The sequence below is a fragment of the Paracidovorax wautersii genome (genome assembly GCF_031453675.1).
Lineage (GTDB): Bacteria > Pseudomonadota > Gammaproteobacteria > Burkholderiales > Burkholderiaceae_C > Paracidovorax.
Map to the genome: position 1 here is coordinate 820,661 of NZ_JAVIZX010000001.1, position 15,816 is coordinate 836,476.

12 protein-coding genes are annotated in these 15,816 nt (G+C 72.1%); 5 read left to right on the forward strand and 7 right to left on the reverse strand.

The genetic code is table 11. The features are described from left to right. Window positions 1-34 precede the first annotated feature (34 nt). Complete coding sequence (locus tag QE399_RS03755) at window positions 35-952, forward strand: ChaN family lipoprotein (protein ID WP_309826237.1); 918 nt, start codon at window positions 35-37, stop codon at window positions 950-952. Here the strand turns inward: QE399_RS03755 and QE399_RS03760 are convergent. Continuing rightward, window positions 900-3,593, reverse strand: a complete 2,694-nt coding sequence (locus QE399_RS03760) for a sensor domain-containing protein (RefSeq protein ID WP_309826239.1) — start codon at window positions 3,591-3,593, stop codon at window positions 900-902. The two genes, QE399_RS03755 and QE399_RS03760, sit on opposite strands and share 53 nt — an antisense overlap. 56 nt (window positions 3,594-3,649) lie before the next feature. Between QE399_RS03760 and purU the strand changes: the two genes are divergently transcribed. Then, complete coding sequence (purU, locus tag QE399_RS03765; protein ID WP_309826241.1) at window positions 3,650-4,498, forward strand: formyltetrahydrofolate deformylase; 849 nt, start codon at window positions 3,650-3,652, stop codon at window positions 4,496-4,498. A 241-nt stretch (window positions 4,499-4,739) separates the two neighbouring features. Here the strand turns inward: purU and QE399_RS03770 are convergent, their stop codons facing one another. The 6 genes from QE399_RS03770 to QE399_RS03795 all read right to left on the reverse strand — a co-directional run bounded on the left by QE399_RS03770 (window position 4,740) and on the right by QE399_RS03795 (window position 10,508). After that, complete coding sequence (locus tag QE399_RS03770) at window positions 4,740-5,513, reverse strand: ABC transporter permease (protein WP_309826243.1); 774 nt, start codon at window positions 5,511-5,513, stop codon at window positions 4,740-4,742. Then, entirely contained in the window at window positions 5,513-6,760 is a 1,248-nt protein-coding gene (locus QE399_RS03775; RefSeq protein ID WP_309826244.1) for an ABC transporter substrate-binding protein, read from the reverse strand. Before QE399_RS03775 ends, QE399_RS03770 begins: the two co-directional genes overlap by 1 nt. A gap of 61 nt (window positions 6,761-6,821) precedes the next feature. After that, the gene (locus QE399_RS03780) at window positions 6,822-7,673 is read right to left on the reverse strand and encodes an ABC transporter ATP-binding protein (protein WP_309826246.1); all 852 of its coding nucleotides are present in this window, start codon (window positions 7,671-7,673) and stop codon (window positions 6,822-6,824) included. Then, window positions 7,673-8,836, reverse strand: a complete 1,164-nt coding sequence (locus QE399_RS03785; RefSeq protein ID WP_309826248.1) for an acyl-CoA dehydrogenase family protein — start codon at window positions 8,834-8,836, stop codon at window positions 7,673-7,675. The genes QE399_RS03780 and QE399_RS03785 overlap by 1 nt, the downstream gene beginning before the upstream one ends. Further along, window positions 8,833-9,393, reverse strand: a complete 561-nt coding sequence (locus QE399_RS03790; RefSeq protein WP_309826250.1) for a carboxymuconolactone decarboxylase family protein — start codon at window positions 9,391-9,393, stop codon at window positions 8,833-8,835. Before QE399_RS03790 ends, QE399_RS03785 begins: the two co-directional genes overlap by 4 nt. A 125-nt stretch (window positions 9,394-9,518) precedes the next feature. Next, window positions 9,519-10,508 (reverse strand): AraC family transcriptional regulator, encoded by a 990-nt coding sequence (locus QE399_RS03795; protein WP_309826252.1) that lies wholly within the window; start codon window positions 10,506-10,508, stop codon window positions 9,519-9,521. 217 nt (window positions 10,509-10,725) lie between these two features. On the opposite strand from QE399_RS03795, the gene QE399_RS03800 reads away from it, so the two are divergent. The 3 genes from QE399_RS03800 (at window position 10,726) to QE399_RS03810 (ending at window position 15,486) form a co-directional block, all read left to right on the forward strand. Then, window positions 10,726-11,625, forward strand: a complete 900-nt coding sequence (locus tag QE399_RS03800) for a LysR substrate-binding domain-containing protein (protein WP_309826254.1) — start codon at window positions 10,726-10,728, stop codon at window positions 11,623-11,625. Window positions 11,626-11,780: 155 nt separating this feature from the next. After that, window positions 11,781-13,787, forward strand: a complete 2,007-nt coding sequence (locus tag QE399_RS03805) for a 3'-5' exonuclease (protein ID WP_309826257.1) — start codon at window positions 11,781-11,783, stop codon at window positions 13,785-13,787. A gap of 163 nt (window positions 13,788-13,950) precedes the next feature. Further along, window positions 13,951-15,486 carry an FAD-linked oxidase C-terminal domain-containing protein gene (locus QE399_RS03810; RefSeq protein ID WP_309826260.1) on the forward strand — a complete coding sequence of 512 codons (1,536 nt, stop codon included), beginning with the start codon at window positions 13,951-13,953 and terminating at the stop codon, window positions 15,484-15,486. The last annotated feature ends 330 nt before the right edge of the window (window positions 15,487-15,816 follow it).

Consider the following 15,816-nt stretch of genomic DNA (forward strand, 5'->3'; position numbering starts at 1 on the left):
CCGGGGGCTGGGTAGGCCGCGCTAGGATGCCGCCATGCCCTCTTCCGACCGAACCCCTCGCACGGGGCGATCCGCTCTGGCGGCGGCCTGTTCCCTGGCGGCCCTGGCCGCCGCGCTGGCAGGTTGCGCCACTCCTGCAGCGCAGGCCCCCGCCCCGTGGCCGGCGCAGATCGCCACGCTGTTGCCCACCGACATCCTGCTCATCGGCGAGCAGCACGATGCCCCCGCACACCAGCAGTTGCAGCGCGAAGCCGTGCAGTGGCTGGCCGCGCGCCAGCAGCTGGCGGCCCTGGTGATGGAAATGGCCGAGGCGGGCCACAGCACGCAAGGCCTGCCCCGCGACGCCAGCGAGGCGCAGGTGCAGCAGGCGCTCGCCTGGCAGGACCGGGCCTGGCCGTGGGCCCACTACGGGCCGGTCGCCATGGCCGCGGTGCAGGCCGGCGTGCCGGTGCTGGGCGGCAACCTGCCGCGCGCGCAGATGCGGGACGCCCTGCGCGACGAGCGCTGGGACGGCCACCTGCCGCCGCAGGCGCTGCAGCAGCAGTACCAGGCGCTGCGCGATGGCCACTGCGGCCTCCTTCCTGAATCGCAGATCCCCGGCATGGCCCGCATCCAGATCGCGCGGGACGCCAGCATGGCGCGCGTGGCCGCGGCGGCGCGCGCGCCCGGCCGCGTGGTGGTGCTGGTCGCTGGCGGCGGCCATGTGCTGCGCCACCAGGGCGTGCCCACGCACTGGCCGGCCGGTTTGACGTCCAAAGTGGCACTGGCCCAATCAGGGCCAGCGCAGACAGCTACAAATTCCGAAGCAGACCTGGTCCTCCCCACCCCTGCGCTGCCGCCACAGGACCCCTGCGCCGACCTGCGCCGTGGCCTGGCCGGCTCCGGCGGCGCGCCGGCGGCTACGACGCCTGCTGCGCCAGCCGCAGCACCTGCGCCTGCAGCTGGGCGGTGAACACATCGGCCGGCAGGGGCCGGTCGCACAGATAGCCCTGGAAGCTGTCGCAGCCGCGCTCGCGCAAGAAGGCGAGCTGCGCGTCCGTCTCCACGCCCTCGGCCAGCACCGACAGCCCCAGGCTGTGGCCCATGGCGATGATGGCCGTGCAGATGGCCATGTCGTCGGCGTTCTGCGGCAGGTCCTTGATGAAGCCGCGGTCGATCTTGAGCACGTCGATCGGAAAGCGCTTGAGGTGGGCGAGCGATGAATAGCCCGTGCCGAAGTCGTCCACCGCCATGCGGACGCCCAGCTCGCGCAGGCGCAGCAGCACCTGGCGCGCCTCCTCGGGGCGCTCGGCCAGCGCGCTTTCGGTGATCTCCAGCTCCAGCAGCGTGGCGGGGTAGCCGGTGTCGCGCAGCGCCGCCGCGGCGCAGCCGACCAGGTCGGTGAGGTGGAACTGGCGTGGCGACACGTTGAGCGCCAGCGTCAGCGCCGGCAGGCCGGCCTCGCGCCAGCGCTGGCCCTGGTGGCAGACCTCGCGCATCACCCATTCGCCCAACGGTCCGATGACGCCGGAGCTTTCGGCCACCGGAATGAAGCGCGTGGGCGAGATCGGTCCCTCCTGCGGGTCCACCCAGCGCACCAGCGCCTCGGCGCCGGTGATGCGGCCTGTGGCGATGTCCACCTGCGGTTGGTAGTACAGCTTGAGGTGGCCCAGGGCCAGGGCCTGGCGCAGGCGCGACTCCAGCGCCAGGCGCTCGCGCGCGGCGGCCGTCATGCGCTCGTCGAAGAAGCACCACGCGCCGCGCCCGCGCGCCTTGGCGCCGTACACGGCCGCGTGCGCGCCCTGCAGCAGGGTCTGCGCCGTGGCGGCGTGCTCGGGAAAGAGGCAGATGCCCACGCTAGCGCCGGCCACCACCTCGAAGCCCTCGGGCGAGCGCCACGGGTCGGCCGCCGCGGCGATCATGTCGCGCGCCACGTCGGCGGCCTCCTCGTCGCTGCGCAGGTGGCGCGCCAGCACGCCCAATTCGTCGCCGGCCACGCGGCTGAGCAGGTAGCCGGGCCGCATGGCCGCCTGCACCTTGCGCGCGATGTGCCTGAGCACCTGGTCGCCCGTGGCGTGGCCGTAGCTGTCGTTCACGTCCTTGAAGCGGTCCAGGTTCAGCAGCAGCACGGCCATGTGCTCGCCGCTCGCGCGGGCCTCGTGCATCGCCTGCTCCAGCTGGTGCGCGAACCAGTTGCGGTTGGCCAGTTCGGTCAGCGGGTCGTTGTGCGCCAGGAACTCCAGGCGCTGGTGCCGCGCCTTCTCCTCGGAGATGTCGGTGAACATGCACACGTAGTGCGTGACCTTGCCCGCCGCGTCGCGCACGCTGGAAAGGGACATGTGCTCGGGGAAGACCTCGCCGTTCTTGCGCCGGTTCCAGATCTCGCCCTGCCAGTGGCCGGTGCGCACCAGGCGCTCCCACAGGGCCTCGTAGAAGATGCGGTCGTGCCGGCCGGACTTGAACAGCCGCGGCGTCTTGCCCAGCAGCTCGCGCTCGGTGTAGCCCATCAGCCGGGTGAAGGCGGCATTGACGGACAGGATGCGGTTCTGCGCATCGGTCACCACCACGCCCTCGACCGTGTTGTCCACCACCGTCGCGGCCAGGCGCTGGCGCTCCTCGTCGCGCCGCTGGTCGCTCTGGTCGGTGAGGATGCCGGTGAAGCGCTCCGGCCGGCCCATGTCGTCCAGGTGGCGCATGCCCCGCGCCATGAACCAGCGGAACTCCCCGTCGAAGCAGCGCAGCCGCGCACTCTCGGCAAACGGCTCGCCCGCCGCCAGCGCATAGCGGATGGAGGCCACCACGCGGCGCCGGTCGTCGGCATGCAGGCGGTGCAGCCAGTGGAAGTCGCGGCCGAAGTCGGTGCCCCCGTAGTGCAGCAGCCGCTGCACCCCGGCCGAGAAGCTGAGCTGGCGCCGCGGCAGGTCGCAGTCCCAGATGCCGCCGCCGCTGCCCTCCAGCGCCAGGCGCAGGCGCGTCTCGCTGCGCTCCAGCGCCAGGCGCGCATCGCGGATCTCGCTCATGTCCTGCAGCACGCAGACGAGGTGCTCGGGCCCCGTGCCATCGCCGCGCGGGGCCAGCGTGGTCGTGCCCAGCAGGGGCACGATCCGGCCGTCGCTGGCGCGGCGGCAGAGGTATTCGCCCACGTAGTGGTCGATCTGGCCGGACAGCAGGCGCTGCAGCTGCAGTTGCAGCGCGGCCCAGTCGGCATCGCTGCACTGCACCACGTCGCGGAAGTTGAGCGCATCCACCGTCTGCAGCGGCAGGGCCAGCAGGTGGCGCAGCCGCTCGTTCACCCACAGCACCCGGCCGGTGAGCGCGATGCGCGCGATGCCGGCGGGGGAATAGCGCACCATCAGGTCGCGCTCCCGGCGCAGGAAGCGGCGCGCCGCCTGCTCGGCGCGCACGCGGCGCAGCTGGCGCCACAGCAGGCCGGCCGCGGCCAGCACGAGCAGCGAGTCGCCCACGCGCCGCGCCAGGCGCAGGGCCTGCGCGTCGCCGGCCAGCGGTGCCAGCAGCGCATCGGCCCCCCACACCCACAGTGCGCCGGCCACGGCGGCGACCAGCGCACCCGCCCAAGGGGCGGAAAACCGGGCGGCCGGCGTGTCCCTGTCCATGAAACTCCTCTTCACACCATCCGGTGGCCGGGCCGTGCTGCGACAATCGCGGGGCTATGACCCAAGCCTACATTCTCACCCTGTCCTGCCCCGACCGCCTGGGGCTGGTGCACGCCGTCTCGGGATTCCTGCTGGAACAGGGCGGCAACATCGAAGAGGCCGCCCAATACAACGACCACGCGACCGGCCTGTTCTTCATGCGCCTGCAGTTCGCGTGCAGCACCCTCGACCAGTCCACGCTGCGCGAGCGCCTGGCGGCCTTTGCCGAGCCGCACCAGATGCGCTGGCATCTGCACGCCGCCAACGCGCCGGTCAAGACCGTCATCATGGTCAGCCGCGAAGGCCACTGCCTGAACGATCTGCTGTTCCGCTGGAAGTCGGGCCTGCTGCCGGTGCATATTGCCGCCATCATCAGCAATCACCGCGACTTCTACCAGCTGGCCGCCAGCTACAACGTGCCGTTCCATCACATTCCCGTGACAAAGGACAACAAGGCGCAGGCCGAGGCGCGGCAGTTCGAAATCATCGAACAGGAAGGCGCCGAGCTGGTCGTGCTGGCGCGCTACATGCAGGTGCTGTCGGACGACCTGTGCCGCAAGCTCGAAGGCCGGGCGATCAACATCCACCACAGCTTCCTGCCCAGCTTCAAGGGCGCCAAGCCCTACTACCAGGCCCATGACCGCGGCGTGAAGCTCATCGGCGCCACCGCCCACTACGTGACGGCCGACCTGGACGAAGGCCCGATCATCGAGCAGGACGTGGCCCGCGCCGACCACACCGACACGGTGGAAGACCTCACGGCCCGCGGCCGCGACACCGAGAGCCAGGTGCTGGCCCGCGCGGTGAAGTGGCACACCGAGCACCGCGTGCTGCTCAACGGCCACAAGACGGTCGTGTTCCGCTGAGCCCCGGACGCCGCTGCCGCTGGGGCGGCGGCGGTTGCTGCCGCTTCAGGCACGGCGGGCGGCCGCGCCCCTTGGCCGGCCGGTGCGCCGCATGCCGGCAGGGCGTGCTCGCCAGCTTACGGCTTTCGTTTGATCAAAAACATAGCGCCTTGCGCTTGACCCGCCTTGGATTCAGACACATAAGTGCCTGAAGTCCTTATAAATCAGGTGCATGCAGCTATGTTTTCAATAGCTCACGCCATCAGCCACGGGCGTGCGTCCAGCGCCGGCTGGCGAAGCGCGCCAGCGCATCCAGCCAGAAGCCCAGCACGCCGATGGTGAGAATGCCCGCCGTCAGCTCGTCGTAGGCCAGGCGATCGCGCGTGTCCAGGATGAAATAGCCCAGGCCGGCAGACACGCCCAGCATCTCGGCCGGCACCAGCACGATCCAGCCGATGCCCACGGCGAGGCGAAAGCCCGTGAGCACGTGCGTGACGATGCCCGGCAGCACCACGCGCGTGACCACCTCCCAGCGCGTGGCCGACAGGCTGGCCGCCAGCCGCAGCCAGGCCGGATCCAGCGCGGCGACACCGGCGGCGGTGTTCAGCATCACCGGCCAGACGGCGGCGAAGGCGAGCAGGAAGACCACCGGTGCCTCGCCCACGCCCAGCGCCATCACGGCCAGCGGCATCCACGACAGCGGGGACACCATGCGCAGAAACTGGAACACCGTGCCGCTGATGCGCGCGAACAGCGGCGACATGCCGAGCAGCACGCCCAGCGGCACGCCCACCGCCAGGGCCACGCCCAGCGCAATGAAGATGCGCTGCAGGCTGATGGCGATGTGGTGCCACAGGCTGCCGTCCGCCAGCAGCCGCCACCACGCCGCCAGCCCCGCCTGCGGCGAGAACGCGTCGCGGATGGCCGCCACGTCCGACAGCTGGCGCGCGCCCAGCGCCCACAGCCCGAGCGCGATGCCGAAGCCCAGCAGCGGCCAGCCGATGCGGCCGGCCCATCGTCGTGCCGCGCCGGCCATCAGACGGCGATGGTCTCGGTGCGGGTGAACGCGGCCGGCGCGCCGAACGCGGCCAGCCCGCCCACCTGCGCCAGCGCGGCCTTCACGAAGCGGTCGTCCACCAGGTCGCGCGCGGCGAAGGCCGGATCGAGCTGCTGCAGGAAGGCGGCGTCGCCTTCGACCTGGGTGGCGCGCAGCGCACGCACCAGTTCCTCGGTGTACGAAGGGTACGGGTAGGGCTGGAAGTCGATGCGCCGCTGGTACCAGCCCTTGTGCTTGACCACGCCGGCCTGCTCGTAGCCCGCGTAGTCCGACGCGGCCAGCACCTTGGACAGCACGGGCAGGCCGTGCGGCGTGTACTTGCCCTCGCCCGTGCTGGCCAGCAGCTTGGCGGTGTCGAGCTGGTTGTTGCGCGTCCACAGCTGGGCCTTGACGAGGGCATTGGTCACGCGCTGGGCCCACTCGGGGCGCTCGGCCACATCGCGTTCGGCCAGCGTCACCAGGCAGCAGGCGTGGTTCTTCCACACGTCGCCGATGAAGCGCAGCACCTTGCCGATCTTGAGGTTCTCGGCCGCGGCGTTGAAGGGCTCGGCCACGATGTAGCCGGCCACCGACTTGGCCGCCAGCGCCGACACCATCTCGGCCGGTGCCAGCACCACCAGGTTCACCTCCTTGGCGCCCAGCGCTGCGCTGCGCGGCTTGGACACGGGCGTGAGCCCTTCGGCGCGCAGGATCTGCTGCAGCACGATGTTGTGGATGGAGTACCAGAACGGGATCGCCACGGTCTTGCCGCCCAGGTCGCCCACGGCGTTGATCTCGTTGGCCACCGTGAGGGCCGAGCCGTTGACGTGGTTCCACGCCACCACCTTGGCCGGAAACTTCGAGCCGTAGCGCACCCACAGCGTGGTGGGCGACAGCAGGTGCACCACGTTCACCTGGCCGGCGATGAAGGCCTCGACGATCTGCGCCCACGAGCGGAACAGGCGCGGCTTCTCGGTGCGCAGGCCCTCGGCCTCGAACAGCTGACGGCCGTGCGCCACCAGCAGCGGCGTGGCGTCGGTGATGGGCAGGTAGCCGATGCGCACGGGCACATCGTCGCCCTTGAAGGACTGGGCCCGCGCGTCGCCCGCACGCAGCAGCGGCGTGGCGGCGGCGCCGCTCAGCGCGGCGATGCGCAGCCAGTCGCGCCGCGTGATGCCGCAGTCGCACTGGCTGGAGGCGCAGAGGTGCTGGTAGTTCAGCGATTCAGGGGAGCGGTGGTGGGACATGGGAAAGACCTTTCACGATGCCGATGGGAGAGGGGGAATACAGAAGCAGAAGCAAGGACGCTTACAGCGCCTGCGCCACAACGTGCGTGTCGTGCAGCGCGGCGAGGATGTCCAGCCGCAGCGCCGTGGTGGCCGCCGGGTGCGCATGGCGCGGGCGCGGAATGTCCACGCGCCATTCGCGCACCAGCGTGCCCGGCTGCCCCGCGACGCCGCCGCGCGGGCCCATCAGCACGATGCGGTCGGCCACCAGGATGGCCTCGTCGATGTCGTGCGTGACCAGCAGCGCGGCCGTGTGCCAGCGGTGCACCAGCTCCACCAGCAGGTCCTGCATGCCGGTGCGGGTGATGGCATCGAGCGCCGAGAACGGCTCGTCGGCCAGCAGCAGGCGCGGCTCGCGCGCCAGAGCCCGGGCCAGGGCCACGCGCTGCGCCATGCCGCCCGACAGCGCCGCCGGGTACAGGCGCTCGCTGCCCTGCAGTCCCACGGCGGCCAGGCAGGTCTGCACGCGCCCGCGCAGCGTGGCCGCGTCGATGGCCGGCTGGTGCTTGAAGTCGAGCCCGAACGCGGTGTTGGCAGCCACGTTCAGCCAGGGCAGCAGGCTGGCCTGCTGGAACACCACCGCCGCGCGCGGGTGCGGTGCCGTCAGCGGGGCGCCCAGAAACTCCACCGCGCCCTGCGTGGGCGGCTGCAGGCCCGCCAGCGTGCGCAGCAGCGTGGACTTGCCACAGCCGCTGCCGCCCAGCAGCGCGACGATCTCGCGGGCGTCGATGGCGATGGACACGTCCTCGAATACCGGCGCGCCGCCGCCCGCGTACCGGAAAGACAGGCCCGTGCCGCGCAGCGCGATGCCGGCACCCGCCTCGGCAGGCGGCTCGGACGACCCGATCGGAGGGGGCTGCGTGGCCAGCGCCATCAGGCCGCCACCCCGGCAGCGGCGGCCGCGGCGACCCCGGTGGCCGCGGGGGCCTGAACACCGGCCTGCGCCAGCGCCGCCTGCAATTGCGTGAGGCTGGGCGTGATCACGGGGATGAAGGCCGACTCGCGCCAGCGCCGGCCGAAGTCGGGCGCGCGGTCCAGCAGATAGGCCTTGCCGCCCGTGGCCTGCAGTTCGAGCTGCAGCGCCTCCTGCACCAGCGCGGCCAGCTGCAGCCGCACCTGGAACAGTGGCACGGGCTGGGCCTCGAACTGCCCGCTGAGCAATCCGTGGTCGATGGCCGCCACCGCGGCCTGCAGCGCCGCCTGCGCCGCACCGATGCGGGGCGCCAGCACCGCGCGGGCATCGCCCATGTGCTGCTGGGCCGATGCCAGCGCGGCCTGCGCCAGGCCGATGGACATGCCGCACTGCATGGCCAGGAAGCCGGGGCGCGCCGCCCGCAGGAAGCGCGGCCCGTCCACGGCCAGCACGGCGCTGGCGGGCACGGCCGCGCCCTGCAGGTCGATGGCGGCCGTGTGCGTGCCGCGCAGCGCGAGCAGGTCCAGATCGGCGCTGCGGCGCACGCCGGCGCTGCGGCTGTCGATGGACACGATGACCGGTGCATCGGTGCCCGGCACCCGCACCGCCGCCGCGACGAGGAAGCCGTCGGCATGCAGGTTGGTCACCCAGTGCATGCGGCCGCTCACCGACCAGCCGCCATGGCCGCCGCCCGTGCCGCCTTCTGCGGGCGTGGCCTGCAGTTGCAGCGGTTCGATGCAGGACAGGTACTTCATCGCGTTGGACAGGCCCGTGGCCCCGGCCTGCGTGCCGGCCAGCAGCGCGGGCAGGTGCGCTTGCTGCAGCGCGGGGCTGCCGCCCTGCAGCACGAAGTCGATGTAGCAGCGCTGCCCCCAGAGCACGAACGCGGCGGCCAGCGACAGGCGCGCCACCTCGGCGATGGCGGCCACGGCGTCGCGCGTGTCGCCGCCCGCACCGCCTTGCGCGGCCGGCACGCCCACGCGCAGCAGGCCGGCATCGCCCAGCCGGCGCAGCACCTCGGGCGCGGCGGCGGCGCTGGTGTCCAGCGCGGCGGCCTGCGCGGCCAGCCAGTCGCGGGTGGCCTGCGGCACGAAGCGCAGGGTCTGATCGATGGCGGCGCTCATGCGGCGAAGCGGCCGTGCGCGAACGGCTGCAGTTCGGGGTTGATGTCGCTCTGCGCCAGGTTGTTGGCGAAGTTGCACAGCGTGGCCAGGCTCACGCCCAGCACCACTTCGAGCGCCTGGTCGTCGCCATAGCCGGCCGCGCGCCAGGCGGCCAGTGCCGGATCGGGCACCGCGCCGCGCGTGGCGATGACGGCCGTGGTGAAGGCGGCCACGGCATCCAGCCGCGCGTCGCCGGTGGGCTGGCCGTTCTGCAGCGCCAGCACCTGCACGCCGGGCAGTTGCGCCTTCTTGGTGGCGACGGCCGTGTGCCCCGCCACGCAGAAGCCGCAGCCGTGGATGCGCGCGGCCGTGATCTGCACCACCTCGCGTTCGGCCAGCGGCAGGCTGGCACGGCCGTTGATGCCGGAGACCGTAAGATAGGTCTCCAGCGCCACGGGCGCATCGGCCAGCACGCCAATCAGGTTGGGCAGGTAGCCGTTGTTGGCGATGGCCCGCTCCATCAGCGGGCGGCTGGCTTCGGGGGCGGTCGCGAGGGTGTGCTGCGGGGTGCGGCTCATACAGTCTCCGGTCGGGAAGGGGGAGCGGTCCATTGTGCGATCGCGGGGACGAAAAGCCCTGCCCCACCGTCCCGCTTTTATGCCCCAGCGTCACATCCGCGTGCCGGTAGCCCGGCTGTCACGCGTCAATGCGGCGGCCGGGCGCCCGGCTGCATGCGCAGGCGCTGCCAGGCGCCGGGCTGCAGGCCGTTGGCCTTCTTGAACGCCCGGGAGAACGCCGCATACGACTGGTAGCCGACGTGTTCGGCGGCGCGGGCGATGCTTTCGCCGCGCTCCATGCGCTGCGCCGCCACCTGCATGCGCAGCGTGGCGAGGAACTGCGCCGGCGCCACGCCGCACGCGCTCTGGAATGCGCGGAAGAAGCGCGCGCGGGACATGTGCACGGCCTGCGCCATCTGCTCCACTGTCCACGCCTGGCCCGGCGCATCCAGCAGGCGCGCCAGCAACGGCGCCAGGGCCGGGTCGCGCAGCAGCCGCCACAGGCCGGCGGGCACGGAGCCCTCGCGCGCGGCGTGGCGCACCACGTAGAAGAAGAGCAGGTCCGTCAGCCGCGCCACGACGGGCGACAGCGCGGCGTCCGCGCCGTGCGCCGCGTGCGCCGACCGCGCCTCGCGCAGCATGCAGTCCACCAGCAGGGCGGCCGGCGCCGCATCGCCCGCGGCCCGCAGCACCAGCACCTGCGGCAGCGCGCGCAGCAGCAGGGCGCTGAGCGATCCGGTGAACTGGAAGAAGCCGCAGGCCAGCCCCGTGCCCTCGGCCGCACCCGCGGCGCCGGACGCCAGGGGCCGCATGGCCGGGCCCGCGCAGGCCGGCAGCGGCGCATCGGGCTGCGGCGACAGCGCATGCGGCGTGTCGGCCAGCAGAAAGACGCCATCGCCAGACGCCAGCGCCAGCGGCGGCTGGCCCGGCCGGTGCAGGTAGCACTGCCCGTGCAGCACGATGTGGAAGCCCGCCATGGCATGGCCAGCGGTGGAGGCACGCCAGCTTTCGCCGCAGTAGCGGCCCACATGGAACACGGTGGTCTCCCATTGCAGGCCGGCCAGCAGGCGGTCGATGGTGTGGTCGATGTCGGCAGGCAGGGGAGAGGCGGGACCGGTAGAGCAGGCGGTGGGCATGGCAGCGGATGGGGTGGCAGGGCGGACCTGCCATGCTCGCGCTGCGGGGCGGTCGCGTGAAATGCCATGCTCGCATATGCTTGCTCGCTGGGCGCATGAGCCCAGCCGCCCCGCCTATCCGCCGTTGCGCGAGTGGGCCGCTGCATGCGAGCATTCCCATCCGCCTGCCGCGCGCGCCGCCTGCGCACCGGCCGCCGCCCTTGCCACCACCGAGCCCATGCCACCGTCCACCGACCGCTTCACCTCCTCCGGCCGCCGCATCCCGCCCATCCAGTGCCTGCTCACCTTCGAGGCGCTGGCGCGTCTGCGCAGCGTGACCCAGACGGCCGAGGAGCTGTGCGTGACGCCCAGCGCCGTGAGCCATCGCGTCAAGCAGCTCGAACAGCTGCTGGGCACGCGCCTGTTCGGCCGGGCGGACTTTTCCCTCACCACCGAGGGCAGCGCCTACCTGTCGCAGGTGCGCGAGGGCCTGACCGCGCTGCAGCGCTTTCCCGGCACGGCCAGCGCGCCCGGCAAGCGCCGGCTGAAGCTGGCGGTGACGCCCACGTTCGCGCGGGCCATCCTCATCCCGCGGCTGCGCCAGTTCACCGACACCTATCCCGAGATCGACCTGGCGCTGCAGGTCTCCATCCCGCTGCTCGACGTGGTGGCCGAGGACGCGGACCTGGTGGTGCGCTTCGGTCCCGGCCACTACGCCGACATGGAGCATGTGGAGATCGCGCGCGACGTGGTCACGCCGCTGGCCTCGCCCGCCTTCGTGCGCGAGCACGGCCCCTTCGAGCGGCCCGAGGACCTGGAGCACGTGCCCCTGCTGCGCAGCCCGCTGGAGCCGTGGCGCAGCTGGTTCGCCGCCTGCAAGCTCGACTGGCCCGCGCCCACCGAGGGCTCGCAGTTCAACGACATCGGCCTGATGTGCGACGCCGCCGCCGCCGGCATGGGCGTGGCCCTGGTGCGCCTGAAGCTGGGCGCGCCCTGGCTGGACCAGGGCACGCTGGTGCGGCTGTTCGACATCCAGGCCGACAGCCCGCACGCGCATTACCTGTGCTGGCGCACCGGCACCATGGACCGCTGGGAATGCGCCGCCTTCGCCGAATGGCTGCGCCGGGCCATGGCCTGACTGCCCAGGCATTCATGCCAAAAAGGCCTCTGACGCTTATTTGACAAGCGCATGCAGCTATAATTTATATAGCAAACTGCTTTCTTGCCGGCGCGACCGCCTTCCCGCAGCTCCTCCACGCCCCGCCCCCTTACGCCCCGCCCCGATCCCACCCCATGGCCCTGCCGCAAGACGTCTCCTTCAAGAAGCGCTACCCCACCCTGGAGCAGAACGCGGTGCTCAACGCCACCGCCCGCGCGGTGCTGGTGAGCGCGCTGGCCGGCACCGGCAAGACCACCACGCTGGCGATCCAGGCGGCCGATCTGCTGCGCGCCCACCCGCGCAGCCGCATCCTGATGCTGGCGTACTCCGAGGCCGGGCTGGGCGCCATCGTGCGCCGGCTGGAGCAGTTTCTGCCCGCCGTGCCGCGCGAAGTGCAGGTCATGACCGTGGAGCAGCTGTGCGCCGGCGTGCTGCAATCGCAGGGCGACGCCGTGGATCGCGTGACCGAGCCGCTGCAGCGCCAGCAGCTGATCCGCCAGGCCCATGCCGCGCTGCTGCAGGAGCGCGGGGCGCACGGTGCGGACGCCGCCGAAAGCCTGGCGGGCGAGCTGGACGTGGAAGCCTTCACCGCGTTCGAGGCCCTGGCCAAGCAGCGCCTGCTGCTGCGCGACATCGCGGACTCGGGCCTGGGCCCGCAGGCCTACTGCGAGGAACATGCGCTGGACTACGGCCTGTACCTGCTGCTGCTCAAGTACGAGCGCCTGCGCCGCGGCCTGCAGGACGAGCCGGTGTTCTACGCGCCGGGCGACTGCACCTACGAGGTCGCCCTGCAGCTCGGCGCGCTCGACCTCGGCGCCGTGTTCGCGCCCTTGCAGGGCCGGTTCGACGCCGTGCTGTTCGACGAGCTGCAGGATCTGGACGAGGCCGCCCTGCAGGTGCTGCGCGCGCTGGTGGCGGGCGGCAACGGCCGCTTCGTCGGCGCGGGCGACTTCAACCAGCACATCCTGCCCGGCGCGTTCTCGGTCTTCGGCGACGGGCTGGCGCGCATCCGCCAGGCGCTGCCGGCCGACGCGCAGGTGCTCACGCTGCGCACCACCTACCGCTTCGGCAACGCCATCTGCCAGGCGCTGAACCCGCTGTTCGACGTGGCGTTTGCCGCGCACTACCCGAACAAGCCGGCCGGGTTCGAGCCGCGCCGCTACGTGGACGACGCCGACTGCGCGCGGCAGCTGCTGGAGATCCACGCGGCCGTGCTGCGCCAGCCGGCGCGGCCCGCCGGTCCTGCAGGCACGCCCGCCCCGGCGCCCTGCCTGAACGTGGTGCTGCGCTCGCCCGAGGATTCGGTGCTGCTGGAGTGGGTCTTCGCGCACGAAGGCGTGCACTACGCCTGCCTGGGGCTCAAGCGCTTCTACCAGCGCCGCGAGATCGCCCTGGTGCTGGCCCTCATGGCCGCCCTGCCCGGCTGCGGCGCCACGGTGCGGCTGACCCAGGGCATCCTCAGCAGCGCCATCGAGGGCCTGCTGCGCTACGCGCGCCGCACCAGCCAGCCCGACCCGGACGTGCTGGCCAACGGCCGCTTCGACCTGCAGGCGCTGGACAAGGAATCGCCCATGGAGCGCGACACGCGCGCCGTGGCGGCCGAGCTGATCGGCAAGCCGGCGCTGCTGCGGCAGTTTCTGCTGCGCGCAAGCTTCGACCCCAACGCGCCCGTGGCCTCGGCCGCCATAGAGCAGTGGCTGGAGCTGCCGCCCGCGGCCTGCGCCGACGCGGGCCTCCTGTGCACGCACCCGCTGCTGCTGCGCTTCTTCGCCCAGGCCCCCCTGAACCCCGACGAGCGGCGCCACATCCTGGACAGCCTGCAGGCGCTGGCCCGCATCTGCGCCGGCCTGGCCGTCGACGAATTCCTGGGCCGGCTGGCGCTCATGGTGAACGCCAGCATTGCGCAGCACCGCCAGCAGGAGCAGCCCAGCCTGCAACTGCTGACGGTGGAGCGCAGCAAGGGCCACGAATACGATCACGTGGCCGTGCCCCTGGTGGAGCGCGGGCGCTTCCCCCGCAGCGCCGCCGCGCAGGAGGCGTACCGCGAACGCAACCGCCTCTACGTGGCCATGACACGGGCCCGCCACCGGCTGTGGCTGCTGGAGGGCGAGAAGCGGCCGGTGAGCCCGGGGCCGGTCTGACGGCCGGGGCCAGAGCGGCCCTCCAGCCCAATCGGCCTCCAGCGCTTATTCGACGAGCGCATGCAGCTCACTTATCAATAGCATTGAGGACTGGCAGCCAATTCACGGCGCGCTGCAAGAAAACTCACGCACGGGCGCACGGCCTTCCTCTACAGTGGCGGGCATGAGCGCCGCCGTTGCCCCCTCCTCCGCATCCCCCGGCTCCACCAGCCCTGCCCCCCCGGCAACGCCCAGCGAACGGGCCGCGCGGCAGGCGCAGGTCGTCCAGGCCCTGGGCGCCCACCTGCCCGCGCACACCCTGCTCTGGCATGCGGAAGACACCACGCCGTACGAATGCGATGGCTTGACCGCCTACCGCCAGCGCCCGCTGGTGGTCTGCCTGCCCGAGACCGAGGCGCAGGTCCAGGCCGTGCTGCGCACCTGCCACGCGCTGCAGGTGCCGGTGGTGGCGCGCGGCGCCGGCACGGGCCTGTCGGGCGGCGCCATGCCGCACGCCATGGGCGTGACGCTGTCGCTGGCGCGCTTCAACCGCATCCTGCAGGTCGACCCGGTCAGCCGCACGGCCCGCGTGCAGTGCGGCGTGCGCAACCTGGCCATCAGCGAGGCGGCCGCGCCCTTCCAGCTGTACTACGCGCCCGACCCGTCCAGCCAGATCGCCTGCACCATCGGCGGCAACATCGCCGAGAACTCGGGCGGCGTGCACTGCCTGAAGTACGGTCTGACGGTGCACAACGTGCTGCAGGTGCGGGGCTACACCATGGAGGGCGAGCCCGTCACCTTCGGCAGCGAGGCGCTGGACGCACCCGGCTACGACCTGCTGGCCGCCGTGATCGGCAGCGAGGGCATGCTGGCCGTGGCCACCGAGATCACGGTCAAACTCATCCCCAAGCCGCAGCTGGCGCGCTGCATCATGGCCAGCTTCGACGACGTGCGCCGCGCGGGCGATGCGGTGGCCGCCGTGATCGCGGCCGGCATCATCCCCGCCGGACTGGAGATGATGGACAAGCCCATGACGGCCGCGGTCGAGGACTTCGTGCGCGCCGGCTACGACCTGGAGGCCGCCGCGATCCTGCTGTGCGAATCCGACGGCACGCCGGAAGAGGTGGAGGAAGAGATCGGCCGCATGAGCGAGGTGCTGCGCGCCGCCGGCGCCACCGCCATCACCGTGAGCCAGAGCGAGGCCGAGCGCCTGCGCTTCTGGAGCGGCCGCAAGAACGCTTTCCCGGCCAGCGGCCGCATCAGCCCCGATTACATGTGCCTCGATTCGACCATCCCGCGCAAGCGCCTGGCCGACATCCTGCTCGCCATCCAGGAGATGGAGAAGAAGTACCGCCTGCGCTGCGTGAACGTGTTCCACGCCGGCGACGGCAACCTGCACCCGCTGGTGCTGTTCGACGCCAACGACCCGGACGAACTGCACCGCTGCGAACTCTTCGGCGCCGACATCCTGGAGACCAGCGTGGCCATGGGCGGCACCGTGTCGGGCGAGCACGGCGTGGGCGTGGAGAAGCTCAACAGCATGTGCACCCAGTTCACCACCGAGGAGAACGCCCAGATGTTCGCCCTCAAGGCCGCATTCGATCCGGCCGGGCTGCTCAACCCCGGCAAGGTGATTCCCACGCTGCACCGCTGCGCGGAGTACGGAAAGATGCTGGTGCGCGCCGGGCAGATCAGCCGCCCGGACCTGCCGCGGTTCTGACCGGCCGCCCGGCCGCGCTGACAAGGCCGGCCCGGGACACTTGGCTGCCAATTCCGGGCGAGATCGAATCCGGCAGGCACGCTCGCCCCGCACCGCCGGCACCGCGGTCCTACTCTCCACCGCCGCCGCGGCCCTTCACGCCATGCTCCTGCGCGTGCAGGTCCCGCAGGCGCTGCGTGTTGTCCAGCATGCGGCGGATCTGCTCGCGGGTCAGTGGTGGAGGCGACCGCCGCCGCCCGCCCCCCAGCCGCGGCTCGGCCGAGGGGGGCCGTAGATCTGGCGACGCCGCCAGGACACCCGGGGTTCTCTGCTCGCTTTTTTTAGGCATTC

What these genes read in the sequence shown, in the direction of transcription:
- QE399_RS03755 (WP_309826237.1), top strand. Translation starts at nt 35, where the DNA reads ATGCCCTCTTCCGACCGAACCCCTCGCACGGGGCGATCCGCTCTGGCG.
- QE399_RS03760 (WP_309826239.1), bottom strand. Translation starts at nt 3,593, where the DNA reads ATGGACAGGGACACGCCGGCCGCCCGGTTTTCCGCCCCTTGGGCGGGT.
- purU (WP_309826241.1), top strand. Translation starts at nt 3,650, where the DNA reads ATGACCCAAGCCTACATTCTCACCCTGTCCTGCCCCGACCGCCTGGGG.
- QE399_RS03770 (WP_309826243.1), bottom strand. Translation starts at nt 5,513, where the DNA reads ATGGCCGGCGCGGCACGACGATGGGCCGGCCGCATCGGCTGGCCGCTG.
- QE399_RS03775 (WP_309826244.1), bottom strand. Translation starts at nt 6,760, where the DNA reads ATGTCCCACCACCGCTCCCCTGAATCGCTGAACTACCAGCACCTCTGC.
- QE399_RS03780 (WP_309826246.1), bottom strand. Translation starts at nt 7,673, where the DNA reads ATGGCGCTGGCCACGCAGCCCCCTCCGATCGGGTCGTCCGAGCCGCCT.
- QE399_RS03785 (WP_309826248.1), bottom strand. Translation starts at nt 8,836, where the DNA reads ATGAGCGCCGCCATCGATCAGACCCTGCGCTTCGTGCCGCAGGCCACC.
- QE399_RS03790 (WP_309826250.1), bottom strand. Translation starts at nt 9,393, where the DNA reads ATGAGCCGCACCCCGCAGCACACCCTCGCGACCGCCCCCGAAGCCAGC.
- QE399_RS03795 (WP_309826252.1), bottom strand. Translation starts at nt 10,508, where the DNA reads ATGCCCACCGCCTGCTCTACCGGTCCCGCCTCTCCCCTGCCTGCCGAC.
- QE399_RS03800 (WP_309826254.1), top strand. Translation starts at nt 10,726, where the DNA reads ATGCCACCGTCCACCGACCGCTTCACCTCCTCCGGCCGCCGCATCCCG.
- QE399_RS03805 (WP_309826257.1), top strand. Translation starts at nt 11,781, where the DNA reads ATGGCCCTGCCGCAAGACGTCTCCTTCAAGAAGCGCTACCCCACCCTG.
- QE399_RS03810 (WP_309826260.1), top strand. Translation starts at nt 13,951, where the DNA reads ATGAGCGCCGCCGTTGCCCCCTCCTCCGCATCCCCCGGCTCCACCAGC.